We start from the raw sequence: 26,055 nt of genomic DNA, 5'->3' as shown, positions 1-26,055 counted from the left end.
GAGTTTGACAGGGAGGTGTCTGTATATGGAACTGGCAATCATCATTTTTTATCTTATAGCTATTTTTGGAGTTGGAATTTATTGCAATAAATTCAATAACACAATTGATGACTACTTATTGGCAGGACGTCGATTGGGCCTTGGCCTGGCTACAGGGACCCTGGTGGCAACTTATTTTGGAGGAGGTTATGTCATCGGGGTGGGAAGCGAAGCCTACCAAATGGGGGCCAGTTCCTATTGGAGTCCTATTGCAGGGGCTGTGGGGATTTTGGCTGTCTGCCTCGTTTTGAAAAAAATGGAAGGGATGAGAGTCTATACGGTAACAGAAATCATGGAGAACCGCTATCAAAGTCCCCTGCTCCGGCTTCTGACTACGATTTTATCCCTATTGGCTTTGTTGGGGATTTTGGCAGGACAGATCAATTCCGCAGGAAGTATCCTGGCCTCTTTGGGAATTGGTAATACAACCGTTTGTGCAATCATTGTATCTGCATTTTTTGTTGGATTCACGGCTTTCGGCGGTTTGTGGGCAGTGACGGTTACGGATTTCATCCAAATCATTGTTGCAGCCCTGGGTCTGATTTCCGCGGTGTGTTTCATCATTTATAAGGGAGGAGGGTGGAGTTCTGTCATTGCCCAAATAGAAGCGGTGAACGTGCCTTCCAATTATTTCCATCTTTTGCAGGGGACCCAGCCTTCCTATGTCCTTTGGTTGATCCTTCCCATGTTTATCTACACTTTGATCGGACAGGATGTGTATCAGCGGCTTTTCGCGGCCAAAGATACCCGTACAGCCTATCGTTCTGCTGTACTTTCCTGTATCTGCCTGCTGATTATCTGTGCTTTTCCTGTGATTTTGGGCATGGCAGCCAGAGGTCTCTTTCCTCAGCTTTCCAATCCTTCTCTTGCGATTCCAACCATCATCAGGGCCATGCTGCCTCCTGTTTTTTCCGGATTTACATTGGCGGCTATCATTGCAGCAGTGGTTTCAACAGCGGATTCCATCCTTACAGCGGCAACTTCTCATGTTGTGAATGACATTTATGTGCGGTATCTTTGCAAAGATGATCTGAAAGACCAGCAAACCCAGCAGAAACTGCTGCGACTGTCCAAAATCATGACGGTTGCGGTGGGAATCGTTTCTACCGTCATCGCTTTAGCCATTCCTTCCGTCCTAGCTGTGCTGAATTCTTCTTATACCTTGTTCACTGCCGGAGTCTTTGCACCGGTAGTCTGTGGGCTGCTTTGGAAAAAAGCAACCCGGCAAGGTGCCTTTGCCGGGCTGCTGGGGGGATTGTTCTTTGTTGCATTGGGCTGGCATGGTGTCTCTTTTCTGGGTATTCCCGTAGATATCGCAAGTTCATTGCTCTCAGTTGTTCTTTTGATCATTGTTTCGCTTTTCACTTATCATGAAACAGCAGAAATTTAATCGATTCAATACCATAAAATCTGCGGAATAAGTTCGTAGGAATCGATTTTCTGCAACAGACTTCCAACTTCTGATTTTATGACTGAGGGGGTGTGATCAAACCTTTTTCACCCCCCTGTCATTGGTCAAACGTCAATGACCGATTGAGGAAGGAAGCAAATCGACAGCCCCTTTTCCCTTCGAAACAACTGGTTGTTCAGCCAGTTGTTTTTCTTTTTTCTTTCCAACTGCTGCGTTCAGCTTTTCCGCCCATTCTGCTCCGTTGTCCCCATATTGAAGGCTCATGATCCGCTGGCCGCCGAAGTAGAGATTGTTTCCGTCCTGTTCAGCAGAAGGTTGTATAGAAGGTTGGTCATGGTAAACTTTGGCTAAGCTGCCGGCTACCAGATAGGTCCGTTCCCGGCTGCTCATATCGCCTCCGGGCTGGACCAAGCCCAGGTCTTTCTTGTTCACCAGGATGGCCCCAGTCTTTTTATCCACGTTCACATGTTTTCCGCTGTATTCATACATCCGCTGGGTATACTTGTCCCGGCGGGATCCGTTGTTGGGATGGTCGCTGGGCATGAAGATGGTTCCCAGGAAGGTTTCCCGGTTGTTGCCCATCTTTTCCATCACCCGCTGCCAGAGGGCACTGCCGGCTCCTGGGTTGTATCCTGCTTCTGTAGCGTAGGTAAAGCCCAGCACATCGGCTTTCTTTTCCATGGGCAGGGTCACCAGTTTGGCACTGCCCAGGTTGGCCAAAAGATTGGTGCCCACCGCTTCCAGCATATTGCTTTGGCTGCCGGCCACTGCTGCCAGGAGCGCGATGGGGAAAGTCTGTTTGACGCCGTTGGCCGGGTCATGCTGTTCCCCATGGCCCAGTTCGTGGCCTAGGACGAAGGCCAATTCATCTTCGTTGTAGTTCAGGGTGGTGAACAGGCCGATATTGACGGATACATTGTGTCCCAAGGTACAGTAGGCATTGAATTTGGTGCTGTCGTTGACGAAATAATGATAGGGATTCTTTTCGATGGAGGGGTCCGTCTTGGCAATGGCTGTGGAAAGCCGTCCCATGACCCGGTCCAGCATGGCATTGGCTTCTGGATCCTCGTTGACGCCCTCCTGTCCCTTGATCTGTTCCAGGTATTCGCCTCGTCCCTTGCCGTCCAAGTAGGCCACTTGTTTGTTCAGCATGCTGTATTGGGCGGAAACCAGGATCACGGAGCCGATGGCATTGCTCCAGTCAAAGGCTTCCGCTGCCGGCAGGGCTGCCGGGGACAGGGTGACGGCGCTGGTGAGCAGCAGTCCTGACAGAACGGGGAAAAGTTTCTTTTTCAGTTTCTGGGTCAGCCGACATTCCATAAAAACATCCCTTTCGAAAGTAACAAAAAAGAAAGAAACAACTATAAAACAATCATTGTTTTATTACAAAACAACCTTATACAACCGTGAAATTTCTTGAAACCGTCCCACTTCCTCTGTCCGAACCGGACACATATGATATAATTGTTTTGATAAGATTATAGGACAAGGAGAACCAAAAATCCATGAAAAAAATACTTTTTCTGACCACCGGAGGAACCATTGCCTGTACGGTGACGGATGATGGACTGGAACCGACATTGAAGGGGGAGGACATCCTGAAACAGGTGCCTGAGCTCCGGACTTTGGGGGAAATCACAGTGCAGGACCTGACTCTTTTGGACAGCAGCAATTTGGAGCCTTCTCACTGGAGCGCCTGGGCAAGGCTGATCGGGGACAATTACAGCGATTATGATGCCTTTGTCCTGACCCATGGGACGGATACCCTGGCTTATACTTCCAGTGCTCTTTGCCGGATGCTGATCAATCTAGGGAAGCCGGTGGTTCTCACTGGGGCCCAGGTGCCTCTCAGCCTGACCAACAGCGATGCCCGGAGCAACCTGGAGTTGGCTTTTTCCGTGGCGGCCAGCGGTCTGCCGGGAGTCTTCGTAGCCTTTGGGAACAAGGTGATCAAAGGGGATTGTGCCAAGAAGATCTTTACCCGGAATCCCAATGCTTTCGAAAGTGTCAATGAAGCCCCGGTGCTCTATTTTGGAAAAGAGGGCGTAAAGAAGAATCTGCCCAGCCGGGAAAATGTAGGAGGCTTCCGGGTGGAAGAAAAAATGGAACCCAGGGTCATGGCGGTGACCATGACCCCTGGATTGAAGCCGGATATCATCGATTATGCGGTGGAACGGGGGTATAAGGGCCTGGTGCTGGAATGTTACGGAGCCGGAGGGGTGAATACGGAACACCAGAATTTCCTGCCGGCTATCCGCCGGGCCATCAAGAGAGGGGTCAAAGTGGTCTGCGTCAGCCAGTGCCTGTTCGATGGCGTGGATCTGTCCCTGTATCCCATGGGGATCCTGGCGGCCCAGGCCGGGGTGGAATCCGGCGGCCCCATGACCCTGGAAGCCGCTGTGACCCGGCTCATGTGGAGCCTGGCCAATGAACAGCCGGCATAAAGGAGGCGGTAAAATGGCAGGGGACACCAAAGCCATCGTAGCCCAGTTCCTGCAGGCCTGGCAGCGGGAGCGGGATCATAAAATCAAGATCTGCCTGTTCGGACAGCCAGGAGCCGGGAAAAGTTCCCTGATCAATGAACTGGCGGGCCAGAGGGTGGCCCGGGTCAGCCAGGCCACGGATACTACCCGGCAGGCCCAGATCGTGGAATGTCCTGATGTGATCTATGTGGACCTGCCCGGCTATGATACCAGTGCATTCCCGGAAAATGCCTATTTCAGTGCATTCAATCCCCTCCAGTACGATCTGTTCCTGTGTGTCTTTGCTGGAAAGCTCCATGGGGCGGATGTGGATTTCTTTGGGAAAATCGCCCGGACCGGCCGGGTATGTCTCTTTGTCCGGAATAAATGCGACGGGCTCTATGATCCGTCCTGCAGCCGGGAAGAGCTGGAACGCCGGATCCTGCAGGATGTCCGCAGCTTGGTGGGTCCCCGGGAAAAAGTGGTGTTCACCAGCTGCCGGCGGAATAAGCCTGCGGCAGAGCGGGGGCTCCCAGAATTGGAAACGGTCATGGGGATGCTCCTGCCGGAAGCCCGGAGGGATCGGTTTTTCCGCCATGCCAAAGCCTATACGGAAGAAGCGCTGCTGGTAAAACGGCACAGCGCAGAACGAACGTTGAAAAAATTCATGGTGCTGGCGGCAGCCAACGGCTTGAATCCGGTGATCGGAATGGATGCGGCACTGGACGCCCAGATCCTGAAGAACCTATACCGTTCCATCCGGGAAGCGTTCGGAGTTAGTGAGAAAGAGGTACAGCCGGAAGGACCCAGTTCCCAGATCGTGAAGAAACTGGCAGAAGGAGTCACTGGGGAACGGGTCACCAAGGGCCTGACCTGGCTGCTGCGAAAAAAAGCATCAGGGAAAGCAGCCAAGGCGATCCCGGTCGTGGGAGGTGCCGCTGTCATGGGCTTCAATGCCGGTAGCCTGTATTTCCTGGGCCAGAAATATATCGATGCCTGTTACCAATATGCTCGGGAACGGCTCCGGGCAGAGATCCAGATGGAGGAACCATGACAAATGACGGGAATGCCATCAGAGAAAAATTGAAGAATCTGGACGAAGAGAATGTGAGCATTGTCCTATTCGGCCAGCCTGGTTCCGGAAAATCCAGCCTGATCAATGCCATCTGCGGCTATCAGGCCGCTCCGGTGGGGGTGGAAACAGATACCACCCGGGAACCTCTCCTGGTGGAATATGGGGACGCCACGTTCATTGACTTGCCTGGGTATGGGACCAAGACCTTCCCCTGGGAAGAATTCCTGGAGCAGTTCCACCTCCTGCAGTACGATCTGTTCCTTTGCGTGTTTTCAGACAAACTCCATCAAGGAGATACGGAACTGTTCCGGCAGCTGACAGCCCAGGGAAAACCCTGTATCTTTGTCCGGAACAAGACGGATCTGATCTATGAAGAAGGCCTGAGCCTGGAAGAAAGTGAAGAGTCCATCCGGAAGGATGTGGCGGCGCAGCTGGGACAGGATGATTTTACGCTGGTATTTGTCTGTTCCCGTCAGGATGCTCCTTCCGGCCTGGCCGCTTTGAATGACGCCATCATGGCAAAGATGCCGGCGGCCCGGCGGGAGAAGTATATCCTGACAGCAGAAGCCAGGACCCGGGAGCAGCTGGATGCCAAACGGGAAGCGGCCCAGAGCTATGTGCGCCGGAGCTGTACCTATGCTGCCTACAACGGGGTCAATCCCATCGTCGGAGTGGATGCTGCCGTGGATCTGCTGATCCTTTATCAGATGTATGGATGTATCCGGGAGGCCTTTGGGATCACTCCGGAAAGCGTCCACAGCAGCCGAAAAGTCTCTCTGGGGAATAAGGCTATGATCCTGGGAGGGATGAGCAAAGAAGGGATCAAGGTGATCATCAAGAGCCTGGGCCGGAAATTTGCTGCTCGGAGTTTCCTGAAAGCTGTTCCCGTCGTCGGGCAGGCGGCGTCTGCCCTTTTGGGGTATCAGCTGGTACGGCAGGCGGGCCAGGCGTACATCGATGCCTGTTATGACTTGGCCCGGGAGCGGCTGCTGGAAGAGCTGGACGCCCGGCGGAAACAGTGAAACAACCTGCGTCCTGCAAACATCGTACAACGTTGTACAGTAAAAAAGGAGGCTTCTATGGCTGGACTGGAACCTTATGTAAGAGAATTGACAGCGCTGAACCAGCAGATCTGGGCAGCCGCAGAGCTGAAATTCCAGGAATTCCGTTCGGCGGAAGCCATGGCCGGTCTGCTGGAACGGCATGGTTTCCGGATCAAACGAGGCCTGGCCCATATGCCCACGGCTTTTTTGGCTGAATATGGGACGGGAAAGCCGGTCATTGCCATTCTGGGAGAATATGATGCTTTGTCCGGTCTCAGCCAGGAAGCCGGTCTGTGCCGCCCCGTACCTCGGCAGGGCTGTGCCAACGGCCATGGCTGCGGTCATTCCCTGCTGGGGACGGCAGCTGCAGGAGCCGGTCTGCTGTTGAAGGATTACCTGGAGAGCCATCCGGGAAAGGGAACGGTACGGGTATATGGCTGCCCGGCGGAAGAAGGGGGCAGCGGAAAGACGTATATGGCCCGGGAAGGTCTTTTCCAGGATGTGGATGCTGCCCTGACCTGGCATCCGGGAACCCAGAACGAAGTGATGGTAGGGTCCAACCAGGCCAATATCCAGGCAGCTTTTTCCTTCCGGGGGCGGGCAGCCCATGCGGCAGCAGCTCCTCAGAATGGAAGGAGTGCCTTGGATGCTGTAGAATTGATGGACGTAGGGGTCAACTACCTGCGGGAACACATGGCCGATTATGAACGGGTCCATTATGCCATCCTGGATGCGGGCGGAGTTTCTCCCAACGTTGTACAACCCAAAGCGGAAGTCCTGTACTTGATCCGTTCTCGGACCAATGAAGAAAGCAGAAGGTTGTATGAACGGGTTGTGAACGTTGCCCGGGGGGCTGCCTTGATGACAGAGACAGAAATGACCGTCCGTTTTGACAAAGCTGTTTCTAATATCATTCCCAACCGGGTCCTGGGGCAGGTCCTCCATGACGCCATGGAAGGAGTGGGGGTACCCCTACGGACGCCGGAAGAAAAGATCTTCCTGGCACAGTTCCAGGAACTGGCAGGGGAAGAACGGGTGCGAAAAGATCCGGGGATGGCGCCTTTTCCCGATCCGGAACTCCGGGAAGAACTGATCCGTAAGGATCCTGCTGGAGCATTCCTCCTGCCCTATCAGCCCACCAGTGCTTCGGCCATGGGCTCCTCGGATACAGGAGATGTGAGCTGGATCACTCCCTTGGGACAGTTCGCTGCAGCCTGTTTTGCTATCGGGACCAGCGCCCATTCCTGGCAGTGGGTGTCCCAGGGGACGGGCCCAGTGGCGCTGAAGGGGTGCTTCTTTGCGGCCCAGGTCCTGGCAGAAGGGGCCCGGACCTTGTACGAACAGCCGGAAGTACTGGCGGCGGCCAAAGCGGAACTACAGAAACGGATAGACGGCCGGACCTACGTATGTCCCATTCCCCCGGATGTAATGCCCAGAGGGTACGAAAAGGAAAGGAGCTGATACCATGTTCCGTCCTATGCGGCGTTTCAAACAGGCACTCTCTAAGGAGGAATGCCTGGAAGTATTGAAGGAAGGGAAGAGGGGGACCCTGGCCCTTGCCGGCGATGAGGGCTATCCTTACGCTCTTCCCATCAACTATTATTTCGATCCGGATTCCCGCCGAATCTATTTCCACGGAGCTGGAGAAGGGCATAAAATCGATGCCATCCGGCGCTGCGACAAGGTTTCTTTCTGTGTCCATGATGATGGCGTGAAACTGGAGGGAGACTGGGCCTATACGGTCCGTTCTGTGATCCTTTTCGGCCGTCTCCATATCCTGGAGGATCGGGAGCGGGGCATGGCTCTCCTGCGACAGATCGGACTGAAGTATTATCCTACGGAAGCAGCCGTGGATGATGTGATGGAACGAGCCGCCAGCCGGGTAACCATGCTGGAACTGATCCCGGAACATATGACAGGGAAACGGGTCCACGAAAAATAAGAAAAAAGCCAGGTTTTCCCGGATTTCTTTGTAAATATATTGACACTCTTCCTTTTTCCTCTTATAATGATATGAGCTGTCAAACGATTTACATATTATAGATCTTGACGTATCTTTGGAGGCAAGGGAGGGTTAGGAACATGAAGAGAACTTTTCAACCGAATAACAATCGGAGAAAAAAGACTCATGGCTTCAGAGAAAGAATGAAGACTTTGGGTGGTAAACAAGTCTTAAAGAGAAGACGTGCAAAAGGCAGAAAGAGATTGTCTGCATAAAGAATAAGATAGGCCGCTCTTCGCGGCCTATTTTACTACAAGGCAGGTGCAGGACTTTGGAACAGAATGTTCCCCGAATGAAATACACCCAGGCCCATCGGGTCAAAGCTCATGAGCGGTTCCAGGAAATCTATGAAAAAGGCAGGTCCTATGTGGACCGATACGGCGTTTTCTATGTGCTTCCTTCCACTACAGGGCAGAACCAGCTGGGGACGGCTGTGGGCAAACGGCTGGGACATGCTGTGCTGCGCAACCAGGTGAAGCGGCGGATGCGGGAGGTATTCCGGAAGGAACAGGCCCGCCTGAAAGGAAAGAATGCCATTGTCTGGGTTGCCCGCCATCGTCTGGCCCATGCTCCCTATGGAGTCTACGAAGAAGCTTTCCGGCGGCTGGCCAGAAAGGCCGGTCTGCTGTAAGTCGTACCCGGAGAGGCCTATGAAAACAATTGCGATTGCCCTGATCCGTTTCTATCAGGTGTGGATTTCTCCCTGTCTTCCACCCCGGTGCAGGTTTTATCCTACCTGCTCTCAATATGCGTTGGAGGCAGTACAGAAATACGGTTTTCTGAAAGGATCCTATCTGGCTGTGAAGAGAATACTCAAATGTCATCCTTTCCACAAGGGTGGATATGATCCTGTACCCTAACGGACAGGAAGAAAAGGAGTCGAACTTTGGAAATTTTAAGCTCGTTTGTCCAACAGGTGGTGGCCCATATTTATGAACTGACCCGTCTGATCGGTGAACCCAGTTATGGGCTGGCCATTATTATCATGACCATTTTAATCAAGCTGATCCTGTCTCCCCTGACGGCCAAGCAGATTGCTTCCACCCGTGCCATGAGCCGGATCCAGCCTAAGATGAAGGAACTCCAGGCCAGGTACAAGGATGACAAGATGACCTTGAACCAGAAGATGTCTGAGCTGTACAAGCAGGAAGGCGTCAATCCCCTGGCCGGCTGTCTGCCTCTTTTGATCCAGATGCCCATCATGATCGGGATCTTCTATGGCATCCGGGATTTCCAATATGCAGGGCCCAGCTCTTTCCTGTGGATGCAGAGCATTGCGGATCCGGACCCCTATTACATCCTTCCCATCCTGTCTGCACTCACTACTTTCATCCAGTCCAAACAGACCATGCCCCCTTCAGATAATCCCCAGGGCAAGATCATGCTGTATTTCATGCCTCTTTTCATCGGCTATATCAGCTTGAAATTCCCTGCAGGCCTGGTGCTGTACTGGGTGGTCATGAATATCATGCAGATCGGTCAGCAGTTCCTGCTGGATCGGAACAAGAAAGAATCATAAAAAGTGCCGTAATGGCCTGTAAGGAGGCAGGAAGATGAACATGGTGGAAAAGACAGGGAAAACCGTCGAAGACGCGGTGCAGGCAGCTCTTGCTGAATTGGGCGTCAGCCGGGATCAGGTAGATGTGGAAGTCCTGGAATCTTCCAAGAGTTCCATCTTGGGCCTTTTTGGAGGACGGGATGCAAAAGTCCGGGTCACGGTCCGGGAAGAAGCACCCGCAGAACCGGAAACAGAACCCGCTGTCTCAGAAGGACCGGCTGAAGCCGAGGATATCACTTCGGAAGCCGATGGAGAAAGCCGGGATCCGGCTGCAGAAAAAGAAGCAGAACGGCAGGAAACCGCTGCTGCAGCCAAGGCTTTCCTGGAAAATGTCTTTGCAGCCATGGGAATGGAACTGCTCATCGAAAAGTTCATCAGTCGGAAAGACGATGAAATCATCCTGAAGATCCACGGCGAGGGGATCGGGGTGCTTATCGGTAAGCATGGCCAGACCCTGGATGCCCTCCAGTATCTGACCAACCTGGCTGGAAACAAGGGGCACAGGGATTGGAACCGAGTGATCCTTGATGCGGAAAATTACCGGGAACGGCGGCGGCAGACCCTAGAGCGGCTGGCTAAGAATCTGGCGGACCGGGTGAAACGGACCCGGAAAAAAGCTATGCTGGAACCGATGAATCCCTATGAACGGAAGATCGTACACATGAGCCTGCAGAACGATCCGGCGATCACGACCTACAGTGAAGGGGAAGAACCCTACCGCAAAGTAGTCATCGATCTGAAATAATATAGTTAGTACGCTGCTCCGGACAAATCTGTTCGGAGCTCTTTTTTGGAGGGACTATGGACGATACGATTAGTGCCATTGCAACGGCCTTAGGTGTGGGATCCATCGGTGTGATCCGGCTCAGCGGGCCGGACAGCCTGGCCATTGCAGACCGGATCTTTACCGGTCGGGAGAATCTTGGGAGGGAGAATGCTCGGAAGCTTTTGTATGGGCATATCCTGGACCGGAAAGGACAGCCCATCGATGAGGTGCTGGCTGTCTATATGCCAGGCCCCCATTCCTACACCGGAGAAGATGTCTGCGAGATCCAGTGCCACGGGGGCCGTCAGGCCCTGCAGGAAATCCTGTCCTTGACTTATCAGGCGGGGGCCCGGCCTGCGGAACCAGGGGAATTCACCAAGCGGGCCTTCCTGAATGGACGGCTGGACCTGGCGGAAGCGGAAAGCGTCATGGATATCATCAATGCCAAGAGCCGTCAGGCCCTGGTGGCGGCCAATCGGGGCCACGAAGGGGGCCTGTCCCAGAAGGTACGGGAACTGCGGAAGGAACTCCGGGACCTGGTGGTCCAGCTGGAAGCCGCCATCGATTATCCCGAAGAAGATATCGAAGAAGTGACCTATGATCGGGCGGTGGAAGTGTTGACAGAAGGCCGGGCAGCGGTGGCCCGGCTGGTGTGTCAGGGCAGTGCCGGACGGATCCTCCGGGAAGGACTCCGGACTGCTATTGTAGGCCGTCCCAATGTGGGGAAGTCCAGCCTGCTCAACAGCCTGCTCCAGGCGGACCGGGCTATTGTGTCCAACATTCCCGGGACTACCCGGGATATCATCGAAGAGCAGATGACCATCGGGGGCATTCCTTTGGTCCTGACAGATACCGCCGGTCTCCGGGATACGGATGACCTGGTGGAAAAAATCGGCGTGGAACGTTCCCGAGCGGCCCTGGAAGATGCCCAGCTGGCCCTGGTGGTGCTGGACGGATCCCAGTCTCTCAGCGGGGAGGATCGGGAGCTGCTTCAGAGCCTGAAGGACCGGAAGAAACTGATCCTGGTCAATAAATCGGATCTTCCTCAGGTACTGGATACGGAGGGACTCCGGAGAGAATATGGAAGTGCTGATGTAATCGTCCTGTCAGTGAAGACAGGAGAAGGCTTGGAACAGGTGGAACAGTGGCTCCGAGATTTCGTCTACGGGGAAGGATCCGACAGCGAAAGCAGTAGCATGACCCAGAATGCCCGGCAGCAGGATCTGCTGGAGAAGGCTCTCCAGAGCCTGGAAGATGCCCTGGAAGGAGCCCGTCAGCACCTTCCCTATGACTGCCTGACTATCGATCTGACCCAGACCCTCCATGATCTGGGGGAAATCACCGGAGAAGATGTCCCGGATGAAATCATCGATGAGATCTTTGCCCAATTCTGTGTGGGCAAGTAAGTTGCGGAGGAATGAACATGATCGTAGTGGATCATTATGATGTCGTTGTCGTAGGAGCCGGCCATGCAGGCTGTGAGGCGGCACTGGCAGCATCTAGGCTGGGACAGAAGACCCTCCTGGCCACCCTGTCCATGGATAATATTGCCCTGATGCCCTGCAATCCGTCCGTAGGGGGACCGGCCAAAGGCCATCTGGTCCGGGAAATCGATGCCCTGGGGGGGCAGATGGGACTGGCGGCGGATGAAGCCTGCATCCAGATGCGGATGTTGAACACCGGGAAGGGCTATGCGGTCCAGGCCCTCCGGGCCCAGGCGGACAAGCCTCTCTATCATACCATCATGAAGGAAGTGGTGGAAAATCAGGAGAACCTGGATGTAAAGCAGCTGATGATCGACAAGCTGCTGGTACACAATGGCCAGGTCCAGGGGGTGGAAGCCGAGACCGGTGAAGTCTTTGAGGCGGACTGTGTGATCCTCTGTACTGGGACCTACTTGCGGGGCAAGATCCTCTACGGGGAAGTGGCCTATATGTCCGGTCCTATCGGCCAGCGCTCCGCCATGAAGCTCACCGGTTCCCTCCAGGAAGCCGGGCTCCAGCTCATGCGCTTCAAGACCGGGACCCCCGCCCGGGTGGATGCCCGGAGCTTGGATTATAGCCGGATGGAACCCCAGTATGAGGACGAACGGGTACGGAACTTCTCGTTCATGAGCACCATTACCACCCGGAACCAGGTCCCTTGCTATCTGACTTATACCAACCCTCGGACCCATCAGATCATCCGGGACAATCTGGATCGGAGCTGCATGTTCAATGGGACGATCGAAGGGGTGGGGCCCCGGTACTGTCCCAGCATCGAATCCAAGATCGTCCGTTTCGCTGATAAAGAGCGGCACCAGTTGTTCCTGGAGCCGGAAGGCCTCCGGACCAACGAAGTCTATGTCCAGGGGATGAGCTCCTCCCTGCCGGCGGAGATCCAGGTAGCCTTTATGCAGACCATCCCAGGATTGGAACATTGCAAGATGATGCGGGCCGGCTATGCCATCGAATATGACTGTCTGGATCCTCTTCAATTGAAGGCCAATCTGGAACACAAACAGATCAGCGGGCTGTTCAGTGCCGGCCAGTCCAATGGGACCAGCGGCTACGAAGAAGCGGCAGCCCAGGGGCTCATGGCCGGGATCAATGCGGCCCTGAAACTCCAGGGGAAGAAACCCCTGATCCTGAAACGGAGCGATGCCTATATCGGGGTGCTGATCGATGACCTGGTGACCAAGGGCACTACGGAACCTTACCGGATGATGACCAGCCGGGCAGAATACCGGCTGCTGCTCCGCCAGGACAATGCAGATCTGCGGCTGACCCAGAAGGGCCGGGATGTGGGCCTGGTGACGGACGAACGGTATGCGGCCTTCACGAAGAAGCGGGATGTGATCCAGCGGACCCTGTTCAACCTGTCCCGGATCAATCTGGCTCCCAGCGAGGAGAACCAGGAAAAGATCACAGGCATGGGTTCTACGGCTTTGCGCAGTTCCATCAACATGCTGGATCTGCTCCGCCGTCCGGAAGTCACCTATGAGAAGCTGGCAGCAGCCTTCGATTTGGAGAAACTGCCGGTGGATGCTGCGGAGCAGGTAGATGTACAGGTGAAGTACCAAGGCTATATCCAAAAACAGAAACAAGAAGTGGAACGGGCCCTGAAACTGGAAGACAAACTGCTGCCGGAAGACCTGGATTACACCTTGATCCATGAACTGTCTTCAGAAGCCATGGAAAAACTCAGCAAACAGCGGCCGGTCTCCATCGGACAGGCCAGCCGGATCTCCGGGGTTTCCCCGGCGGACATCAGCGTGCTGATGGTCTATCTGGAAACCCTCCGCCGGAAAGGAGAAGAGGCATGAGTTATCAGGAAACTTTGAAGGAAGCGGCGGAAACAGCCGGCTTCTCCCTCAGCGAACAGCAGCTAGAGCAATTCTCCCAGTATGCAGATCTTCTGCTGGAAACCAACCGGAGCCTGAATCTGACAGCCATTACCGATCCGGAGGAAGTGGCTGTGAAACATATGGTGGATTCCCTGCTGGTGTACAACTCTGAACGGTTCCACAACCATACTATCGTGGATGTGGGGACGGGCGCCGGTTTTCCCGGACTGCCCTTGAAGATCTATGACCCGGGGATGCGGGTGACCCTCATTGACTCGCTCCAGAAACGGCTGAACTTCCTGGAGCAGGTGGTGGCGAAACTGGAACTGGGTCAGGTTCGGTGCGTCCATGCCCGGGCGGAAGACGCGGGAAAAGATCCGGCCCTGAGGGAAAAATTCGATGTAGCAGTGGCCCGGGCGGTGGCGGCGCTGCCGGTGCTGGCGGAATACTGCCTACCTCTGGTCCGGGTAGGCGGGGTATTCTATGCCATGAAAGGCAGCAAATACCAGGAAGAAGTGGAGGCTGCCCATCATGCCGTGGAGGTGCTGGGCGGAAAGATCAGGGCAGTCCGGCCGGTGCACCTGCCGGGACTGGAAGATCAGCGGGCCATCATCACCATCGAAAAAGTGCGTCCTACTCCCAGACAGTATCCTCGGAAAGCCGGGACAGCGGTGAAAAAGCCGCTGTAAAGAAGCAAAAAAAGCAGGCAATGTTTCACGTGAAACATTGCCTGCTTTTTTCGCATCCCTTTGTCACACAAACGTAACTTCTTTGTGGTATCCTAGAACCATCTGATCCTGAAGGAGGTTCCGACTATGAACAAAAAAATCGCAGCGGCTGTCCTCTCCGCCTATCTATTGGGAGCAGGGACAGCAGCTCTGCCGGCCCAGGCTTTTGATTTGGGATCCGTCCTGAAATTGGGGGGCATCAGCTATCTGGTCAGCCGGTTCGGTGGAGAGATCAATACTTTCATCAACAAACTGACCCTTCAGAAAGGCCTGGATACCCATTATGCCACGAAAGTGGTCCCCATCCTCAGTATGGGCAGCGGGAGCTATATCGGTGCCGTCCAGGTCGTAGGCCCAAAAGCTCAAGTGGACAAGGTCAAAGCAGTGGGACAGCTGGAAGGAAAATTTCTCAGTGTGGCCCGGATCAAGGCCATGATCCCCATCGATGCCACCAGCATCTCCAACATCAATCGGGTGGACGGAGTAGGCGTGGGAGCCATTGTGGACTTTAAGCTGTAAAGGGGGGCTGCATAAGCAGCAGCTCCGTCATACGTCATATGACATGGGTCATACGCCGATGGAAGCCAGCTCTGCTGGCTTGAACTTGAGAAAATCGATCGAACTCCGCAATGGGGTTTGAAGTTTCAAGATCGATTTGTTAAAATTGATTTCCAAAAGCGTATGATGTATGACGAAAAGGCGTTGCACAGAACGTGCAACACCTCTTATACCCCAGAAAGGAGACTGATACCATGATCGACGAAGACAAACTGGTGGAGCGCTTTTTGAAATATATTTCCTTTGATACCCAGTCCGACGAAGAAAATGACACCCAGCTGCCCAGTACCCCGGGACAGCTGGTGTTTGCCCGGGTCCTGGCAGAGGAACTGAAGGAAATGGGACTGTCCGACGTCTCCCTGGATGACCAGGGATATGTCATGGCCACACTTCCGGCTTCTGCGGGGATCACGGGATCGGTGGTGGGCTTCATCTCCCATATGGATACCAGCCCGGAGGCCTCCGGAGAAGATGTAAAACCCCTCCGGATCCAGAACTATGACGGGGGAGATGTGCTGCTGAACCCGGAGAAAGGCATTGTGTTTTCCGTAAAGGATTTCCCGGAAATCCGGAAATACCGGGGGCAGGACATCCTGTTCACGGACGGCACCACCCTGTTGGGAGCTGACGACAAGGCGGGAGTGGCAGCCATCGTCACCGCCCTGGAATATTTCCTGGCCCATCCAGGAGTGCCTCATGGGACCCTGCGGATCGGCTTTACGCCAGATGAGGAAACTGGCCGCAGTGCCTCCGGATTCGATGTGGCGAAATTCGGGGCAGATTTTGCCTATACCGTTGACGGCGGGGAACTGGGCGGTTTGGAATATGAAAATTTCAATGCGGACAACCCGACGGTCACTTTCCACGGCCGCAGCGTCCATACCGGCTCCGCCAAAGGGAAGATGAAGAATGCCCTGACCTTGGCAGCAGAATGGCAGCAGGCCCTGCCGGCAGGCGAAAAACCGGAGTACACAGAAGGGTATGAAGGGTTCTTCCATGTGTATAAACTGACGGGAGATGTGGAGACCTGCCGGATGCACATGCTGATCCGGGACCATGACCAGAAACGGTTCGGGGAACGGAAAGCTTTCCTGGACCGTCTGGCAGACTTCATGAATGGCAAGTACGGAGCAGGCAGCGTGGAAGTGGCTCATCATGATGTGTATTCCAATATGGCAGAAAAGATCCGAGACGGCCATATGGCTGTAGTGGATCTGGCGCGGGAAGCCATGGCAGCTGTGGGTGTAAAGCCCTGCATAGCCCCCATCCGGGGCGGCACCGATGGAGCCCAGCTGTCCTACCGGGGTCTGCCCTGTCCCAATCTGTTCACAGGAGGAGCCAATTTCCACGGACGGTTCGAATACCTTCCTATCCCCAGCCTGGTGAAAGCCTGTGAAACTGTGGTGGAGATCGGGAAGAGAGGGTACAAGATTTAGGTCTGTAAAACAGACCTGAGGTTGTTGCTTATGTGTGCAACAACCTCATTTCTATGTTACAATATCCTACAGTGTCCCAACACGGAATCATCATTTGAAAGGAGTGGACCCTATGACCCGAGTCATTGCCGTGGCCAACCAGAAGGGTGGAGTTGGGAAGACCACCACCAGCATCAATCTGGCGGCCTGTTTGGCCGAAGGGCGGAAAAAGACCCTGCTGGTAGACCTGGACGCCCAGGGAAACGCTACCAGCGGTCTGGGAATCGATAAAAGCAGCCTGCCCCGCTGCCTGTACGATGTACTGATCAACAATACGGACTTAGAAGAGATCATCCAGCCTTCTTCCTGGAAAAATCTTTGGGTGGCGCCTGCCACCATGGAACTGGCAGGGGCGGAGATCGACCTCATCGATAAAAAGAACCCGGCGAATGCCTTGAAGAAACATCTGTCCAAGAGTAAGGACAACTATGACTATGTGATCATCGACTGTCCCCCTTCCCTCAGCCTGTTGACGGTGAATGCCTTGACGGCAGCAGACAGTGTGCTGATCCCCATCCAGTGTGAATTCTATGCTCTGGAAGGGGTGACACAGCTGCTGGCCACGGTGGACCGGATCCGCCAGTCCTCCAATCCAGAACTGGCCATCGAAGGCATCGTCATGACCATGACGGACAGCCGGACCAACCTGTCCAACGATGTGGTAGCCCAGGTGAAGGAACATTTCCCTGACCTGCTGTTCAAAACCATGATTCCCCGCTCTGTACGGTTGGGAGAAGCTCCCAGCTATGGACAGCCCATTACTGTGTACGATCCCCACGGAAAAGCAGCTGAAGCCTACAGAGCGTTGGCAAGGGAGGTGAAACGCCGTGGCCGGTAAAAAAAGCGGTCTGGGAATGACGGGCCTGGACAAGATGTTTGGAGGGCGTCGGCCCAAAGCAGTGGCTCCTTTGGTGGAAGATAAGAAAGCCGGGGAAACGGTGGGAGAAGCAGCCGTCAAGAGCCTGAAGCCCAATCCCTACCAGCCTCGGAAGACTTTTGATCCGGAGGCCCTCCGGGAATTGGAGGAAAGCATCCGCCAAAGCGGAGTGATCCAGCCTCTGATCGTCCGGAAAAAAGGACGGCAGTACGAAATCGTGGCTGGGGAACGGCGCTGGCGGGCGGCCAAGGCTGCTGGGCTCACCAAAGTGCCGGTGGTGGTCCGGGACTATGATGAGGATGCCATGATGGAAGTGGCGCTGGTAGAAAATATGCAGCGCAGCGATCTGGACCCCATGGAAGAAGCCCGGGGCATCCAGCAACTCATGGAGACTTTGGGGCTGACCCAGGAAGAAGCGGCCCGGAAGCTGGGCAAGAGCCGGGCCGCCATAGCCAATGCCCTGCGGCTGCTGAAACTGCCCGCTGAGGCTGCAGAATTGGTTTCTGCAGGACGGCTGTCCCCCGGCCAGGTACGGCCCCTCCTGGGATTGGATACACCGGAGAAAATCACGGATCTGGCTCGTCGGGCCGCCGAGGGAGGCTGGTCTGCCCGTATCGTGGAAGAAGTAGCCAAAGCGGAAAAGGCAGGAAAACCTTGGCACATCTATTTCCAAACGGAAGAACAGCTAATCCCTCCGGCCAAAACGGAACCGGGGAAGAAGGCCAGTGCGTCTCCGACCCAGGAAAGACCTCAAGATCCGGATACCCGGGCCTTCCAGGAAAAATTGATCCAGTACCTGGGAACCCGGGTGAAAATCGAACCTTCCCGGAATGAACGGGGCGGACGGATCCTGATCGAGTATTACGGGCCGGAAGATCTGGAACGGCTCTATGAACTGCTCCAGGGGCCGGTGCGGTCTGGAAACCGAAAAAAATCCAGTCTCTTTACGGTATGAGGAGGGAGCCATGATCGGATCGGGAACCCTTGTGAATGTAGCCGCCATCGCCGGCGGCAGTTTGGTGGGCCTCTTGGTAGGCAGAGGTATCAAAGAAAAATACCAGGAGACGGTGATCTATGGACTGGCGCTGTGCGTCATAGTCCTGGGGCTCCAGATGGCTCTCCAGGGACAGCATATCCTATTGACCATCATAAGTCTTGTCACTGGATCCATCCTGGGAGAGGCACTGGGAATCGAAGAAAAATTGGAACAAGTGGGAGCCTGGCTGGCGGCGCAGGTCCCAAAAGCCAAAGGAAAGGGAGACGGCGGGACGGAAGCTTTTGTGGAAGGATTCCTGTCCACCAGTCTCCTGTACTGTGTGGGCGCTATGGCCATTGTGGGCTCCATCCAAGATGGGCTCAGCGGGGATGCGACCACCTTATACACGAAGGCCATGATCGATGGCCTCAGTGGCATCATCTATGCTTCTAACATGGGTATCGGGGTGATGTTCTCCGCCTTGTCCGTAGGTGTCTATCAGGGGATCCTTACGGCTCTGGCGGGGTTCCTGGGACCGTATATGAACCAGACTGTGGTCCAGGAGATTTCCGCCAGCGGCGGCCTGATGATTTTGGGGGTCGGGATCAATATGACCCGTCTTTTGAAGATCCGGGTGGGGAATATGCTGCCTGGACTTTTGGTAGCTGGCCTCGCTGCAGGGATTTTTTTATAAAATCCCTTGCAATTTTTCACCAGGAAGCGTATAATACAATTTATCGGGATTATAGCTCAGTTGGTTAGAGCGCATCGCTCACATCGATGAGGTCTACGGTTCGAATCCGCATAATCCCACCAATTTAAATATAAAGGGCCTGTGAAAAAATGATCCTCATTTTTTCACAGGCCCTTTTTGTCAATGGTCAATGGCCGTTGGAAGACAGCCATTGACCATTGGACTTGTTGTTTTCTAAGAAGCAAGAGCATCCTCCCATGATTTTCCGAAGCATCCTTGATTCTTGGAAAACTGATCTGTTAGTTTTCTTCCTACAGCAATTGACGATTGACAATTGACAGGGGTGTGAAAGAGGAGAAAAAGCCGTTTGCTGGCTTCCTTTGATTCCCCGACTCTTCTCTCCCTCTTTTTCTCCAAATCCCTTCACTTTTTCTATCTACTTTTCCTCCACCTGCCCCAGGGCCTCATTCCCTGCCCCTTGTCCAGCCTGTATTTCCGTGCTACACTTCTTCTGAAGGCGCTGCCTTTCCATTTTATCAAAAACGAGGTCTTACCATGTTCTCTCTTGTTATGAAGCGTATCCTGGCTGCCGCTGCTTCTTTGCTGATCCTGGGGATTGCCGGACCGGCTTTTGCGGCTCCGGCCGCCGGTCCGGCAATCCCCAATCCCTATGTGTCCTATGCCACCTATCAGGATGCTGCCCGGGTCCTGGGCTTTTGCCCTCTGACCCTCAGCCGGGATTCTGGCTATGCCTTAGATGGAGTTTTTGTCATCGGGGGGCATTCTGCGGACCTTTCCTTTGTCCGGCTGGGGCAAATAGAAGCAACAGTCAGGATCAGGACTGCATTAAAAAAAGAAATATCAAAAGAGAATCTTAGCGGGATTTATGGAATAAAATGGAATAAGCAACCCGTAAATAAGACAATCCTCAATATCGCCCAACTGGGCCCCCCGATCCTTAGCCGCCTGTTGGGAAACCGGGAACTATGTGTTCGCTGTCCAAGGGAAAGGCATGGAAAAAGCTGCGTTCCAGAATCTTCTCACCAACAGCCTGGTGGAGGATACGGAATATTATTTCATTTCTCTGGAGAAGAATCTGGAGAAGGATGGAAAGAAAACAGTTTACAGTAATTTATAAAGAAAAGTGGGTCGCAATCTGTGACCCACGACCCGCGACCGGAGGTGTGATCTTTTCACACCCCTTTTCTCATTTCTCCTGGGACTGCCACTGTTCGATCCATCCGGGGCAGCCATTGGTGCTTTTTGTGGCTGTAGGTACGGATCTCGATCTTTTCTGGATACAGGTATAAGGAATTGGTCCAGACTTGTTTCCCGTCCCAGGTGGGATTGTGGACATCCAGGATTTCCGTGCCTGCGATTTTGTTTACCGGGTCGTTGAAGCTGGGGTTCTTGGGGGAGGTATGGGTATGGCCGGATACCCACAGCAGGACCTGAGGGTTTTCTTCCAGCAGCTTGTGGATCTTTTTGGCCGGCTGGGCATAATTTCGGGGTTTGTCCAGCTTGCTGCCGGGGATCAGGGTCCCGGTGATGGGGGCATGGCAGAAAATCAGGGTGGGTTCCTGCCGATGGTCTTTCAGTTCTTTTTCCAGCCAGGCCAGCTGCTCTTTGGAAAGTTCCACTGCGTACTTGCTTTCCAGGGTATCCGGGGACAGGAACAGCAGGAAGTATTGGCCCAGCTTCCGGGAATGATACAGGGGGCCGAAGGTCTTTTCGTAGGTCTGGAGATGAAGACCCCGTTCATAGGGATCTGCTGGCGCTAGTTTTCCCGTGCTGGACAGATCCCGGTGGTAGATGACTTCATGGTTCCCGGCCAGGAATTCCTTAGGCTTTTTTACCCGGTCCGTCAGTTTCCGGGCCAGCTTGTAATCGGCCGAGCTGCCGGTTTTCTGGACCATATCTCCCGTAAATACACAAAGGTCCACATCGTCCCATCCGTTGATTTCCCGGACCGCGTTCTCCTTGTTCTTCATTTTTCGGGTCCGGAGGTCCGGGTCCAAGGTCTTGCTGCCATAATGGACATCGCTGCATACAACGATCCGTTCGTAACGCCGAGCTTGGACGGTGTGGTCCATAGGGGCCATGGGCAGGATGCAGGCCAGCATCGTGAGCAGCGCCGTAATGAGAAACCATCTTTTTTTCATCATTATTCTTCTCCTTTCAGATGGTCTTATTATAGCAGGATTGGAAAAGGGAAGAAAAAATTCTTTTGGAATGGATTGGATCAGGATAGGATAGAATAAACAACTTATGTCTTACAAACGTAGGATAGATGTTGTTTTAGCCTTCTTTAAGCCTTTTCCATTGCCAACCCTGACTCCATCCAGTATGATATATTATATAGGTATTTACTAGGAAAAAGGAGCGATACTATGGGAAAATACAATTTTGACCAGATCATCGACCGGAAGAACACCAGCTGCCTGAAATATGACTTCGGCATGCAGCGGAAGGGACGCACGGATCTTTTGCCTATGTGGGTGGCGGATATGGATTTCGCCCTGCCGGAAGAGATCCTGGCTGACTTCCACAAACGGATCGACCACGGGATATTCGGTTATACGGATCCGGATGCCGAATATTACGCAGCGCTGGACCGGTGGTTCTCCGTCCATCACGGCTACCACATCCAGCCGGAATGGGTGACCCTGGGCTGCGGAGTGGTCTATGGCTTGGCCACCGGGGTGAAGGCATTCACGGAGCCGGGGGATGCAGTGCTGATCCAGCAGCCGGTGTACTACCCCTTCCGGGAAGTGATTGAAGACAATGGACGGAAATTCATCAACAGTCAGCTTCATTACGAAAATGGAAAATATACCATTGACTTCACTGATTTCGAGCAGAAAATCAAAGATAACAATGTAAAAGTATTCCTGCTGTGCAGCCCCCACAACCCGGCAGGACGGGTATGGACCAAAGAAGAGCTGACCCGGATGGGGGATATCTGCTTGAAACACAATGTGATCATCTTGGACGATGAGATCCACTGTGATTTTGTCTACGCACCCCACCATTTCACCAGCTTCCTGGCTCTGGATGAAAAATACAGAAACAACCTGGTTGTATTCAATTCTCCCAGCAAGACCTTTAATGTGGCAGGTCTCCAGCCTGGGAACATCATCATCCCGGATGAAAATCTGCGGAAGCGCTACCGGAAGGCCAATGCCGCCGCCGGCTACAGCCAGGGAAGCATCATGGGCCAGGTGGCGGTGAAGAGCTGTTACACCAAAGGGGATGAATGGGTGAAGGAACTGGTGGAGTACATTGCCGGGAACATCGCCTGGGTCCGGGATTTCGTGAAGGAAAATTTCTCCAAAGCCACCTTTGTGGAGCCGGAAGGGACCTACCTGGTGTGGATCGATTTTTCCGGCTACGGACTCTCTGATGATGAATTGGAACACTTGGTTACTGATGAGGCCAAACTGTGGCTGGATTCCGGGAAGATCTTCGGACCGGCTACCGCCCAGTTCGAACGGTTCAATATGGCCTGTCCCCGGTCCACAGTGGAAAAGGCCTTCCAGCAGCTGAAGGCGGCGTTTGCCTCTTTTGAAAAATAATATACTTTAAAGTATAATACTCGTAAGTATAATACTTACGAGTATATTTTTTTAAGGGGGGAAGGATATGATCGGACGGGAGAAAGAACTTTCGGTACTGGAAGAAGCCTATGGAACGAAGGGATTCCAGTTTTTGGTGATGTATGGCCGCCGTCGGGTAGGGAAAACCACCATACTCCAAGAATTTGCCCACAGGCACCCTTGTCTGTTTTTCTCGGCCCAGGAAAAGAATGATGCCCTGAACCTCCAGGATTTTTCCCGTTTGATCCAGACCCGGCTGCTGGGCAGTCCGGTGGCTCCTTTTGAGGGTTGGGAACAGGCCCTGGATTTCATTACCGCTCGGGTCAATCCCCAAGAAAAAACCGTTCTCATCATCGATGAGTTTCCGTTTCTGGCTGGGCAGAATCCTTCCATTAAAAGCATTTTTCAGCATGTGATCGACCATGCCTGGGAAGGGAAGAATATTTTTCTGATCCTTTGCGGCTCCAGTGTCAGCTTCATGGTCAATGAGATCATGGGATATCAGAGTCCTCTTTACGGACGGATTACCGGACAGATGGAAGTCCAGCCTTTTTCCTATTGGGAAGTCGCTGCTTTTTTTCCTAATTGGGATCCGGGACAGCAGCTTCTGGCTTACGGGATCCTGGGGGGGATTCCCCGGTATCTTCGGGCCTTTGATCCCGGGCTTTCCTTGGAAGAGAACATTGCTTGGAAAATCCTTTCTCCCAATGCTTTTCTTCATGACGAACCCCAGATGCTCCTGCGGATGGAACTGCGGGAACCGGGGGTTTATAACAGCATCCTGGAGGCCATCGCAAATGGGGCCAATCAGGTGACCCGGATCGGGGACCGGATCCATGAATCCAATGAAAAATGCAGCAAATACCTGCAGGTACTCCAGACCCTGCGGCTGGTGCAGCGGACCGTTCCCTGCGGAGAGCCGGAACGGAGCAGAAAGGGGATTTATGAACTGACGGTTTTCTTTTACACCTTCTGGTATCGGTTTGTGTTCAGCCGGGAGAATTACAATCAATTGTTGGGAGAAAAAGAGGCAGCCCGTGAAATCATGGAAAACCTTCCGGATTATATGGGGCCTGTGTTTGAACGGATTTGCAAGCAGTATCTCCAGGATAAAGCCCGAGCGGGAAAACTGCCTTTCGTTCCGGCCAAGATAGGTAAATGGTGGGGGAACAATCCAGTGCTGCGGCAGCAGGATGATGTGGATATCTTAGCCTTGGACCGGACCGGGACCCGAGGCCTTTTCTGCGAATGCAAATACAGGAATCGGCCGCTGCCCATGGAGGAATACGAAGATTTGCTCACTGCCACTTTGGCATTTCCCCAGATCCGTGAAAAATATCTGCTGTTTTTCAGCAAGGGAGGCTATACCCAACCGGTTAAAGAAAGGGCAGCCAGGGAAGGAGCCCTCCTGTTGGGAGTGGAAGATCTGTACAGCTAGCCCTTCCCCAATGCGGGGTGGAAATGGTATACTTATTGTATCCAATCTCCTGGATCCTGATCCTAATAGCCCTTACAGGCTATGGGATTTTTTTATACAAAAACTATGGAAGAAAGGAGGCCCTCTCTCATTATGGGCATCACCAAATTGACTCTGGCTCCTCAGCTGAAGCAACAGCTGAATCTCCATCTGGTCCAGCAGATGAAACTGCTCCAATTGGGAGCGCTGGAACTGGAACAGTACGTCCAGGAGGCGGTGGAGGCCAATCCTCTCCTGGAATTCCCCAGTGAAGTGACAGGTCCGGCCTGGCAGGAAACGGCCCAGGAAGCATATCGGGGGAAACGGATCCGGGATAAGGAGGATGACCCCCTGCCGGATCCGGTGGCCAATGCTTCCCGGCAGGAAAAGACTCTCCAGCAGGTGGTGGAAGAACAGCTGGGCTGTCTGCCTTTGTCTGACCAAGAACGGACTCTGGCTTTTTATATTGCCGGGACCCTGGACAGCCGGGGCTGGTGGACGGAGAGTGTGGAAGAAACCGCCCGGGCCTTTGGAGTTCCTGAAAAGCTGGTCTTGCAGGCGCTGCAAAAGGTCCAGCAGCTGGAGCCGGCAGGAGTAGGGGCACAGGATCTTTCCCAGTGCCTGTTGCTGCAGCTGGAACAGGCACCGGAGGGGACGGAACTAGCCCGGAAGATCATCCAGTCGGGACTGGAACAGTTGGGACAGAACCAGATCCCGGCCTTGGCTAGGAAATTCCATGTGACGGCTCGGGAAGTCCTGGATGCCAAAGCCCAGATCTGTGCTTTAGATCCCAAGCCGGGAGCCCGGTTTGCGGAAGCCGGACCAGTGGTGTACCAGCGGGAGGATGCCCGGGTGGAAGATACCGGAGCAGGGCTGCAAGTCACGGTGTACGATACCTGGGGACGGAAATTCGTCCTGAACCAGGAATATCTGGACTGGGCCGGAGAGCAGGGGGATGGGCAGGTGAAAGCCTACCTGAAGGAGCAGCTGGGAAAAGCCCGGCAGCTCCAGCAGATGCTGAAAGAACGGCAGCAGACCCTGCTGTTGGTGTTCCAGGCTCTGGTGAGCCATCAGGAACCTTTCTTCCGGCTGGGACCGGGGCACCGGCAGCCTTTGAAACTGGCTGATCTGGCAGAAGAGACAGGGCTGGCCATTTCTACGGTCAGCCGGGCCCTCCAGCATAAGGTCATCGCCTGCCGCTGGGGAAGCTTTCCAGCAGGGAGCTTCCTGGTGGGACAGGCGGTCTCCCAGTCTGCGGGGGCAGTGACCGAGGAAAAACTCCAGGAACTGATCCGGAAAGTAATCGAAGAAGAAGACAAGCGGAAACCTCTCAGTGACCAGGGAATCTGTGATGCCCTGGCCCGGCAGGGCATCCGCATGGCCCGGCGGACGGTGAACAAGTATCGGGTCAAGATGGGCATCGGAGACAAAAGCGCGAGAAAAGAGTGGTAAAGGGGCTGTGAAAAAATGAGAAATCATTTTTTCACAGCCTCCTTTTTTAATTATCTCAAATTCCGTAAAACTATTTACAATTCAATCACAAATGAAACAATGAAATGTGAAACACTATACATAAACTATTTATAAGTTATAATAAATATAGTTCGGAAATAACCGAACGAAAAAGGAGGGCTATTATGGGAATGAATAGTAAAGTAGAAACAATGGTTCGCAAAGAAACCGCCGGTGTAGAAGAGAAGATCCTGGAACTGTTCGCTCCCAGCCTGTCCGGAAGCGATGTCCCCAGCCTGAAGGACTGGGATCCCATGGGATATTTCGATTTCGAATAAAAGGAATCGGTCCCTGGCAGAAAAGTAAGAGAGCAGGAGGGATGGATTATGGGAATGACAGCCAAGAGCGGTTATGCGATGACGAAAAAATTGGAAATCTTGTTAGAAATCCTGACCCTGGGGACGCTGGACTCCAGTACGGCAGAATCCAAGATCACCGGGTATGAAGTGGAGGTCCCGGGGATGGTAAGACGGGAATTTAGGGTATAAAAGGGAGGGGCTGC

Annotated in this window: 27 protein-coding genes and 1 tRNA gene; 26 read left to right on the top strand and 2 right to left on the bottom strand. The window is 53.7% G+C overall.

Annotated features, from left to right (window positions below; all coding sequences use genetic code 11):
* Positions 1 to 25 precede the first annotated feature (25 nt).
* Positions 26 to 1,429, top strand: a complete 1,404-nt coding sequence (locus tag ACTUHY_RS05335) for a sodium:solute symporter family protein (protein WP_442826876.1) — start codon at positions 26 to 28, stop codon at positions 1,427 to 1,429.
* A gap of 132 nt (positions 1,430 to 1,561) precedes the next feature.
* Here the strand turns inward: ACTUHY_RS05335 and ACTUHY_RS05330 are convergent, their stop codons facing one another.
* Positions 1,562 to 2,770, bottom strand: coding sequence for a M48 family metallopeptidase (locus tag ACTUHY_RS05330; RefSeq protein WP_442826875.1), 1,209 nt, complete (start codon positions 2,768 to 2,770; stop codon positions 1,562 to 1,564).
* A 185-nt stretch (positions 2,771 to 2,955) separates the two neighbouring features.
* Here ACTUHY_RS05330 and ACTUHY_RS05325 point away from each other — a divergent pair, with 185 nt between their 5' ends.
* The 20 genes from ACTUHY_RS05325 to ACTUHY_RS05230 all read left to right on the top strand — a co-directional run bounded on the left by ACTUHY_RS05325 (position 2,956) and on the right by ACTUHY_RS05230 (position 20,120).
* Complete coding sequence (locus tag ACTUHY_RS05325) at positions 2,956 to 3,894, top strand: asparaginase (RefSeq protein ID WP_442826874.1); 939 nt, start codon at positions 2,956 to 2,958, stop codon at positions 3,892 to 3,894.
* Positions 3,878 to 4,966: a GTPase gene (locus tag ACTUHY_RS05320; protein WP_442826873.1), complete on the top strand. Its 1,089-nt coding sequence runs from the start codon at positions 3,878 to 3,880 to the stop codon at positions 4,964 to 4,966. The genes ACTUHY_RS05325 and ACTUHY_RS05320 overlap by 17 nt, the downstream gene beginning before the upstream one ends.
* Positions 4,963 to 6,009: a GTPase gene (locus ACTUHY_RS05315; RefSeq protein WP_442826872.1), complete on the top strand. Its 1,047-nt coding sequence runs from the start codon at positions 4,963 to 4,965 to the stop codon at positions 6,007 to 6,009. Before ACTUHY_RS05320 ends, ACTUHY_RS05315 begins: the two co-directional genes overlap by 4 nt.
* 57 nt (positions 6,010 to 6,066) lie before the next feature.
* On the top strand, positions 6,067 to 7,491 hold the full coding sequence (locus tag ACTUHY_RS05310) for an amidohydrolase (protein WP_442826871.1): 1,425 nt from the start codon (positions 6,067 to 6,069) through the stop codon (positions 7,489 to 7,491).
* Between the two features lie 4 nt (positions 7,492 to 7,495).
* Entirely contained in the window at positions 7,496 to 7,972 is a 477-nt protein-coding gene (locus ACTUHY_RS05305) for a pyridoxamine 5'-phosphate oxidase family protein (protein ID WP_442826870.1), read from the top strand.
* A gap of 140 nt (positions 7,973 to 8,112) precedes the next feature.
* Complete coding sequence (gene rpmH, locus ACTUHY_RS05300) at positions 8,113 to 8,247, top strand: 50S ribosomal protein L34 (RefSeq protein ID WP_075579283.1); 135 nt, start codon at positions 8,113 to 8,115, stop codon at positions 8,245 to 8,247.
* Positions 8,248 to 8,324: 77 nt separating this feature from the next.
* The gene (gene rnpA / locus ACTUHY_RS05295; protein ID WP_442826869.1) at positions 8,325 to 8,663 is read left to right on the top strand and encodes a ribonuclease P protein component; all 339 of its coding nucleotides are present in this window, start codon (positions 8,325 to 8,327) and stop codon (positions 8,661 to 8,663) included.
* A gap of 19 nt (positions 8,664 to 8,682) precedes the next feature.
* A complete protein-coding gene (gene yidD, locus ACTUHY_RS05290; protein ID WP_278673649.1) occupies positions 8,683 to 8,892 on the top strand; it encodes a membrane protein insertion efficiency factor YidD in 210 nt (69 codons plus the stop codon).
* A gap of 26 nt (positions 8,893 to 8,918) precedes the next feature.
* Positions 8,919 to 9,551, top strand: coding sequence for a YidC/Oxa1 family membrane protein insertase (locus ACTUHY_RS05285; RefSeq protein WP_442826868.1), 633 nt, complete (start codon positions 8,919 to 8,921; stop codon positions 9,549 to 9,551).
* 34 nt (positions 9,552 to 9,585) lie between these two features.
* Entirely contained in the window at positions 9,586 to 10,335 is a 750-nt protein-coding gene (gene jag, locus ACTUHY_RS05280; protein WP_442826867.1) for an RNA-binding cell elongation regulator Jag/EloR, read from the top strand.
* 56 nt (positions 10,336 to 10,391) lie between these two features.
* Positions 10,392 to 11,762, top strand: a complete 1,371-nt coding sequence (mnmE, locus tag ACTUHY_RS05275) for a tRNA uridine-5-carboxymethylaminomethyl(34) synthesis GTPase MnmE (RefSeq protein WP_442826866.1) — start codon at positions 10,392 to 10,394, stop codon at positions 11,760 to 11,762.
* Between the two features lie 17 nt (positions 11,763 to 11,779).
* Positions 11,780 to 13,660, top strand: a complete 1,881-nt coding sequence (gene mnmG / locus ACTUHY_RS05270) for a tRNA uridine-5-carboxymethylaminomethyl(34) synthesis enzyme MnmG (protein ID WP_442826865.1) — start codon at positions 11,780 to 11,782, stop codon at positions 13,658 to 13,660.
* A complete protein-coding gene (gene rsmG, locus ACTUHY_RS05265) occupies positions 13,657 to 14,370 on the top strand; it encodes a 16S rRNA (guanine(527)-N(7))-methyltransferase RsmG (protein WP_442826864.1) in 714 nt (237 codons plus the stop codon). The genes mnmG and rsmG overlap by 4 nt, the downstream gene beginning before the upstream one ends.
* Before the next feature lie 126 nt (positions 14,371 to 14,496).
* Entirely contained in the window at positions 14,497 to 14,928 is a 432-nt protein-coding gene (locus ACTUHY_RS05260; RefSeq protein ID WP_442826863.1) for a hypothetical protein, read from the top strand.
* A gap of 233 nt (positions 14,929 to 15,161) precedes the next feature.
* Positions 15,162 to 16,403 (top strand): peptidase T, encoded by a 1,242-nt coding sequence (gene pepT / locus ACTUHY_RS05255; RefSeq protein ID WP_442826862.1) that lies wholly within the window; start codon positions 15,162 to 15,164, stop codon positions 16,401 to 16,403.
* 112 nt (positions 16,404 to 16,515) lie between these two features.
* Complete coding sequence (locus ACTUHY_RS05250) at positions 16,516 to 17,280, top strand: ParA family protein (RefSeq protein WP_442826861.1); 765 nt, start codon at positions 16,516 to 16,518, stop codon at positions 17,278 to 17,280.
* Positions 17,270 to 18,274 (top strand): ParB/RepB/Spo0J family partition protein, encoded by a 1,005-nt coding sequence (locus tag ACTUHY_RS05245; RefSeq protein WP_442826860.1) that lies wholly within the window; start codon positions 17,270 to 17,272, stop codon positions 18,272 to 18,274. The genes ACTUHY_RS05250 and ACTUHY_RS05245 overlap by 11 nt, the downstream gene beginning before the upstream one ends.
* A 10-nt stretch (positions 18,275 to 18,284) precedes the next feature.
* Positions 18,285 to 18,989, top strand: coding sequence for a DUF554 domain-containing protein (locus tag ACTUHY_RS05240; RefSeq protein WP_442826859.1), 705 nt, complete (start codon positions 18,285 to 18,287; stop codon positions 18,987 to 18,989).
* A gap of 45 nt (positions 18,990 to 19,034) precedes the next feature.
* Positions 19,035 to 19,111 (top strand) — tRNA-Val (locus ACTUHY_RS05235).
* Positions 19,112 to 19,559: 448 nt separating this feature from the next.
* The gene (locus ACTUHY_RS05230; protein ID WP_442826858.1) at positions 19,560 to 20,120 is read left to right on the top strand and encodes a hypothetical protein; all 561 of its coding nucleotides are present in this window, start codon (positions 19,560 to 19,562) and stop codon (positions 20,118 to 20,120) included.
* 62 nt (positions 20,121 to 20,182) lie between these two features.
* Here ACTUHY_RS05230 and ACTUHY_RS05225 read toward each other — a convergent pair whose 3' ends face one another.
* Positions 20,183 to 21,151: a metallophosphoesterase family protein gene (locus ACTUHY_RS05225; RefSeq protein ID WP_442826857.1), complete on the bottom strand. Its 969-nt coding sequence runs from the start codon at positions 21,149 to 21,151 to the stop codon at positions 20,183 to 20,185.
* Positions 21,152 to 21,379: 228 nt separating this feature from the next.
* Between ACTUHY_RS05225 and ACTUHY_RS05220 the strand changes: the two genes are divergently transcribed.
* The 5 genes from ACTUHY_RS05220 (at position 21,380) to ACTUHY_RS05200 (ending at position 26,041) form a co-directional block, all read left to right on the top strand.
* Positions 21,380 to 22,564, top strand: a complete 1,185-nt coding sequence (locus tag ACTUHY_RS05220; RefSeq protein ID WP_442826856.1) for a MalY/PatB family protein — start codon at positions 21,380 to 21,382, stop codon at positions 22,562 to 22,564.
* A gap of 67 nt (positions 22,565 to 22,631) precedes the next feature.
* Positions 22,632 to 24,023, top strand: a complete 1,392-nt coding sequence (locus ACTUHY_RS05215) for an ATP-binding protein (protein WP_442826855.1) — start codon at positions 22,632 to 22,634, stop codon at positions 24,021 to 24,023.
* A gap of 132 nt (positions 24,024 to 24,155) precedes the next feature.
* Positions 24,156 to 25,493, top strand: coding sequence for an RNA polymerase factor sigma-54 (rpoN, locus tag ACTUHY_RS05210; protein ID WP_442826854.1), 1,338 nt, complete (start codon positions 24,156 to 24,158; stop codon positions 25,491 to 25,493).
* Positions 25,494 to 25,684: 191 nt separating this feature from the next.
* On the top strand, positions 25,685 to 25,831 hold the full coding sequence (locus tag ACTUHY_RS05205) for a hypothetical protein (protein ID WP_442826853.1): 147 nt from the start codon (positions 25,685 to 25,687) through the stop codon (positions 25,829 to 25,831).
* Between the two features lie 48 nt (positions 25,832 to 25,879).
* Positions 25,880 to 26,041: a hypothetical protein gene (locus tag ACTUHY_RS05200; RefSeq protein ID WP_154667101.1), complete on the top strand. Its 162-nt coding sequence runs from the start codon at positions 25,880 to 25,882 to the stop codon at positions 26,039 to 26,041.
* The last annotated feature ends 14 nt before the right edge of the window (positions 26,042 to 26,055 follow it).

Origin of the sequence: Acidaminococcus nyctereutis, assembly GCF_052216985.1 — a bacterium.
GTDB lineage: Bacteria > Bacillota > Negativicutes > Acidaminococcales > Acidaminococcaceae > Acidaminococcus > Acidaminococcus fermentans_A.
Note: the sequence above shows the minus strand (reverse complement) of the source record. Positions and strands in the feature narration are given on the sequence as shown.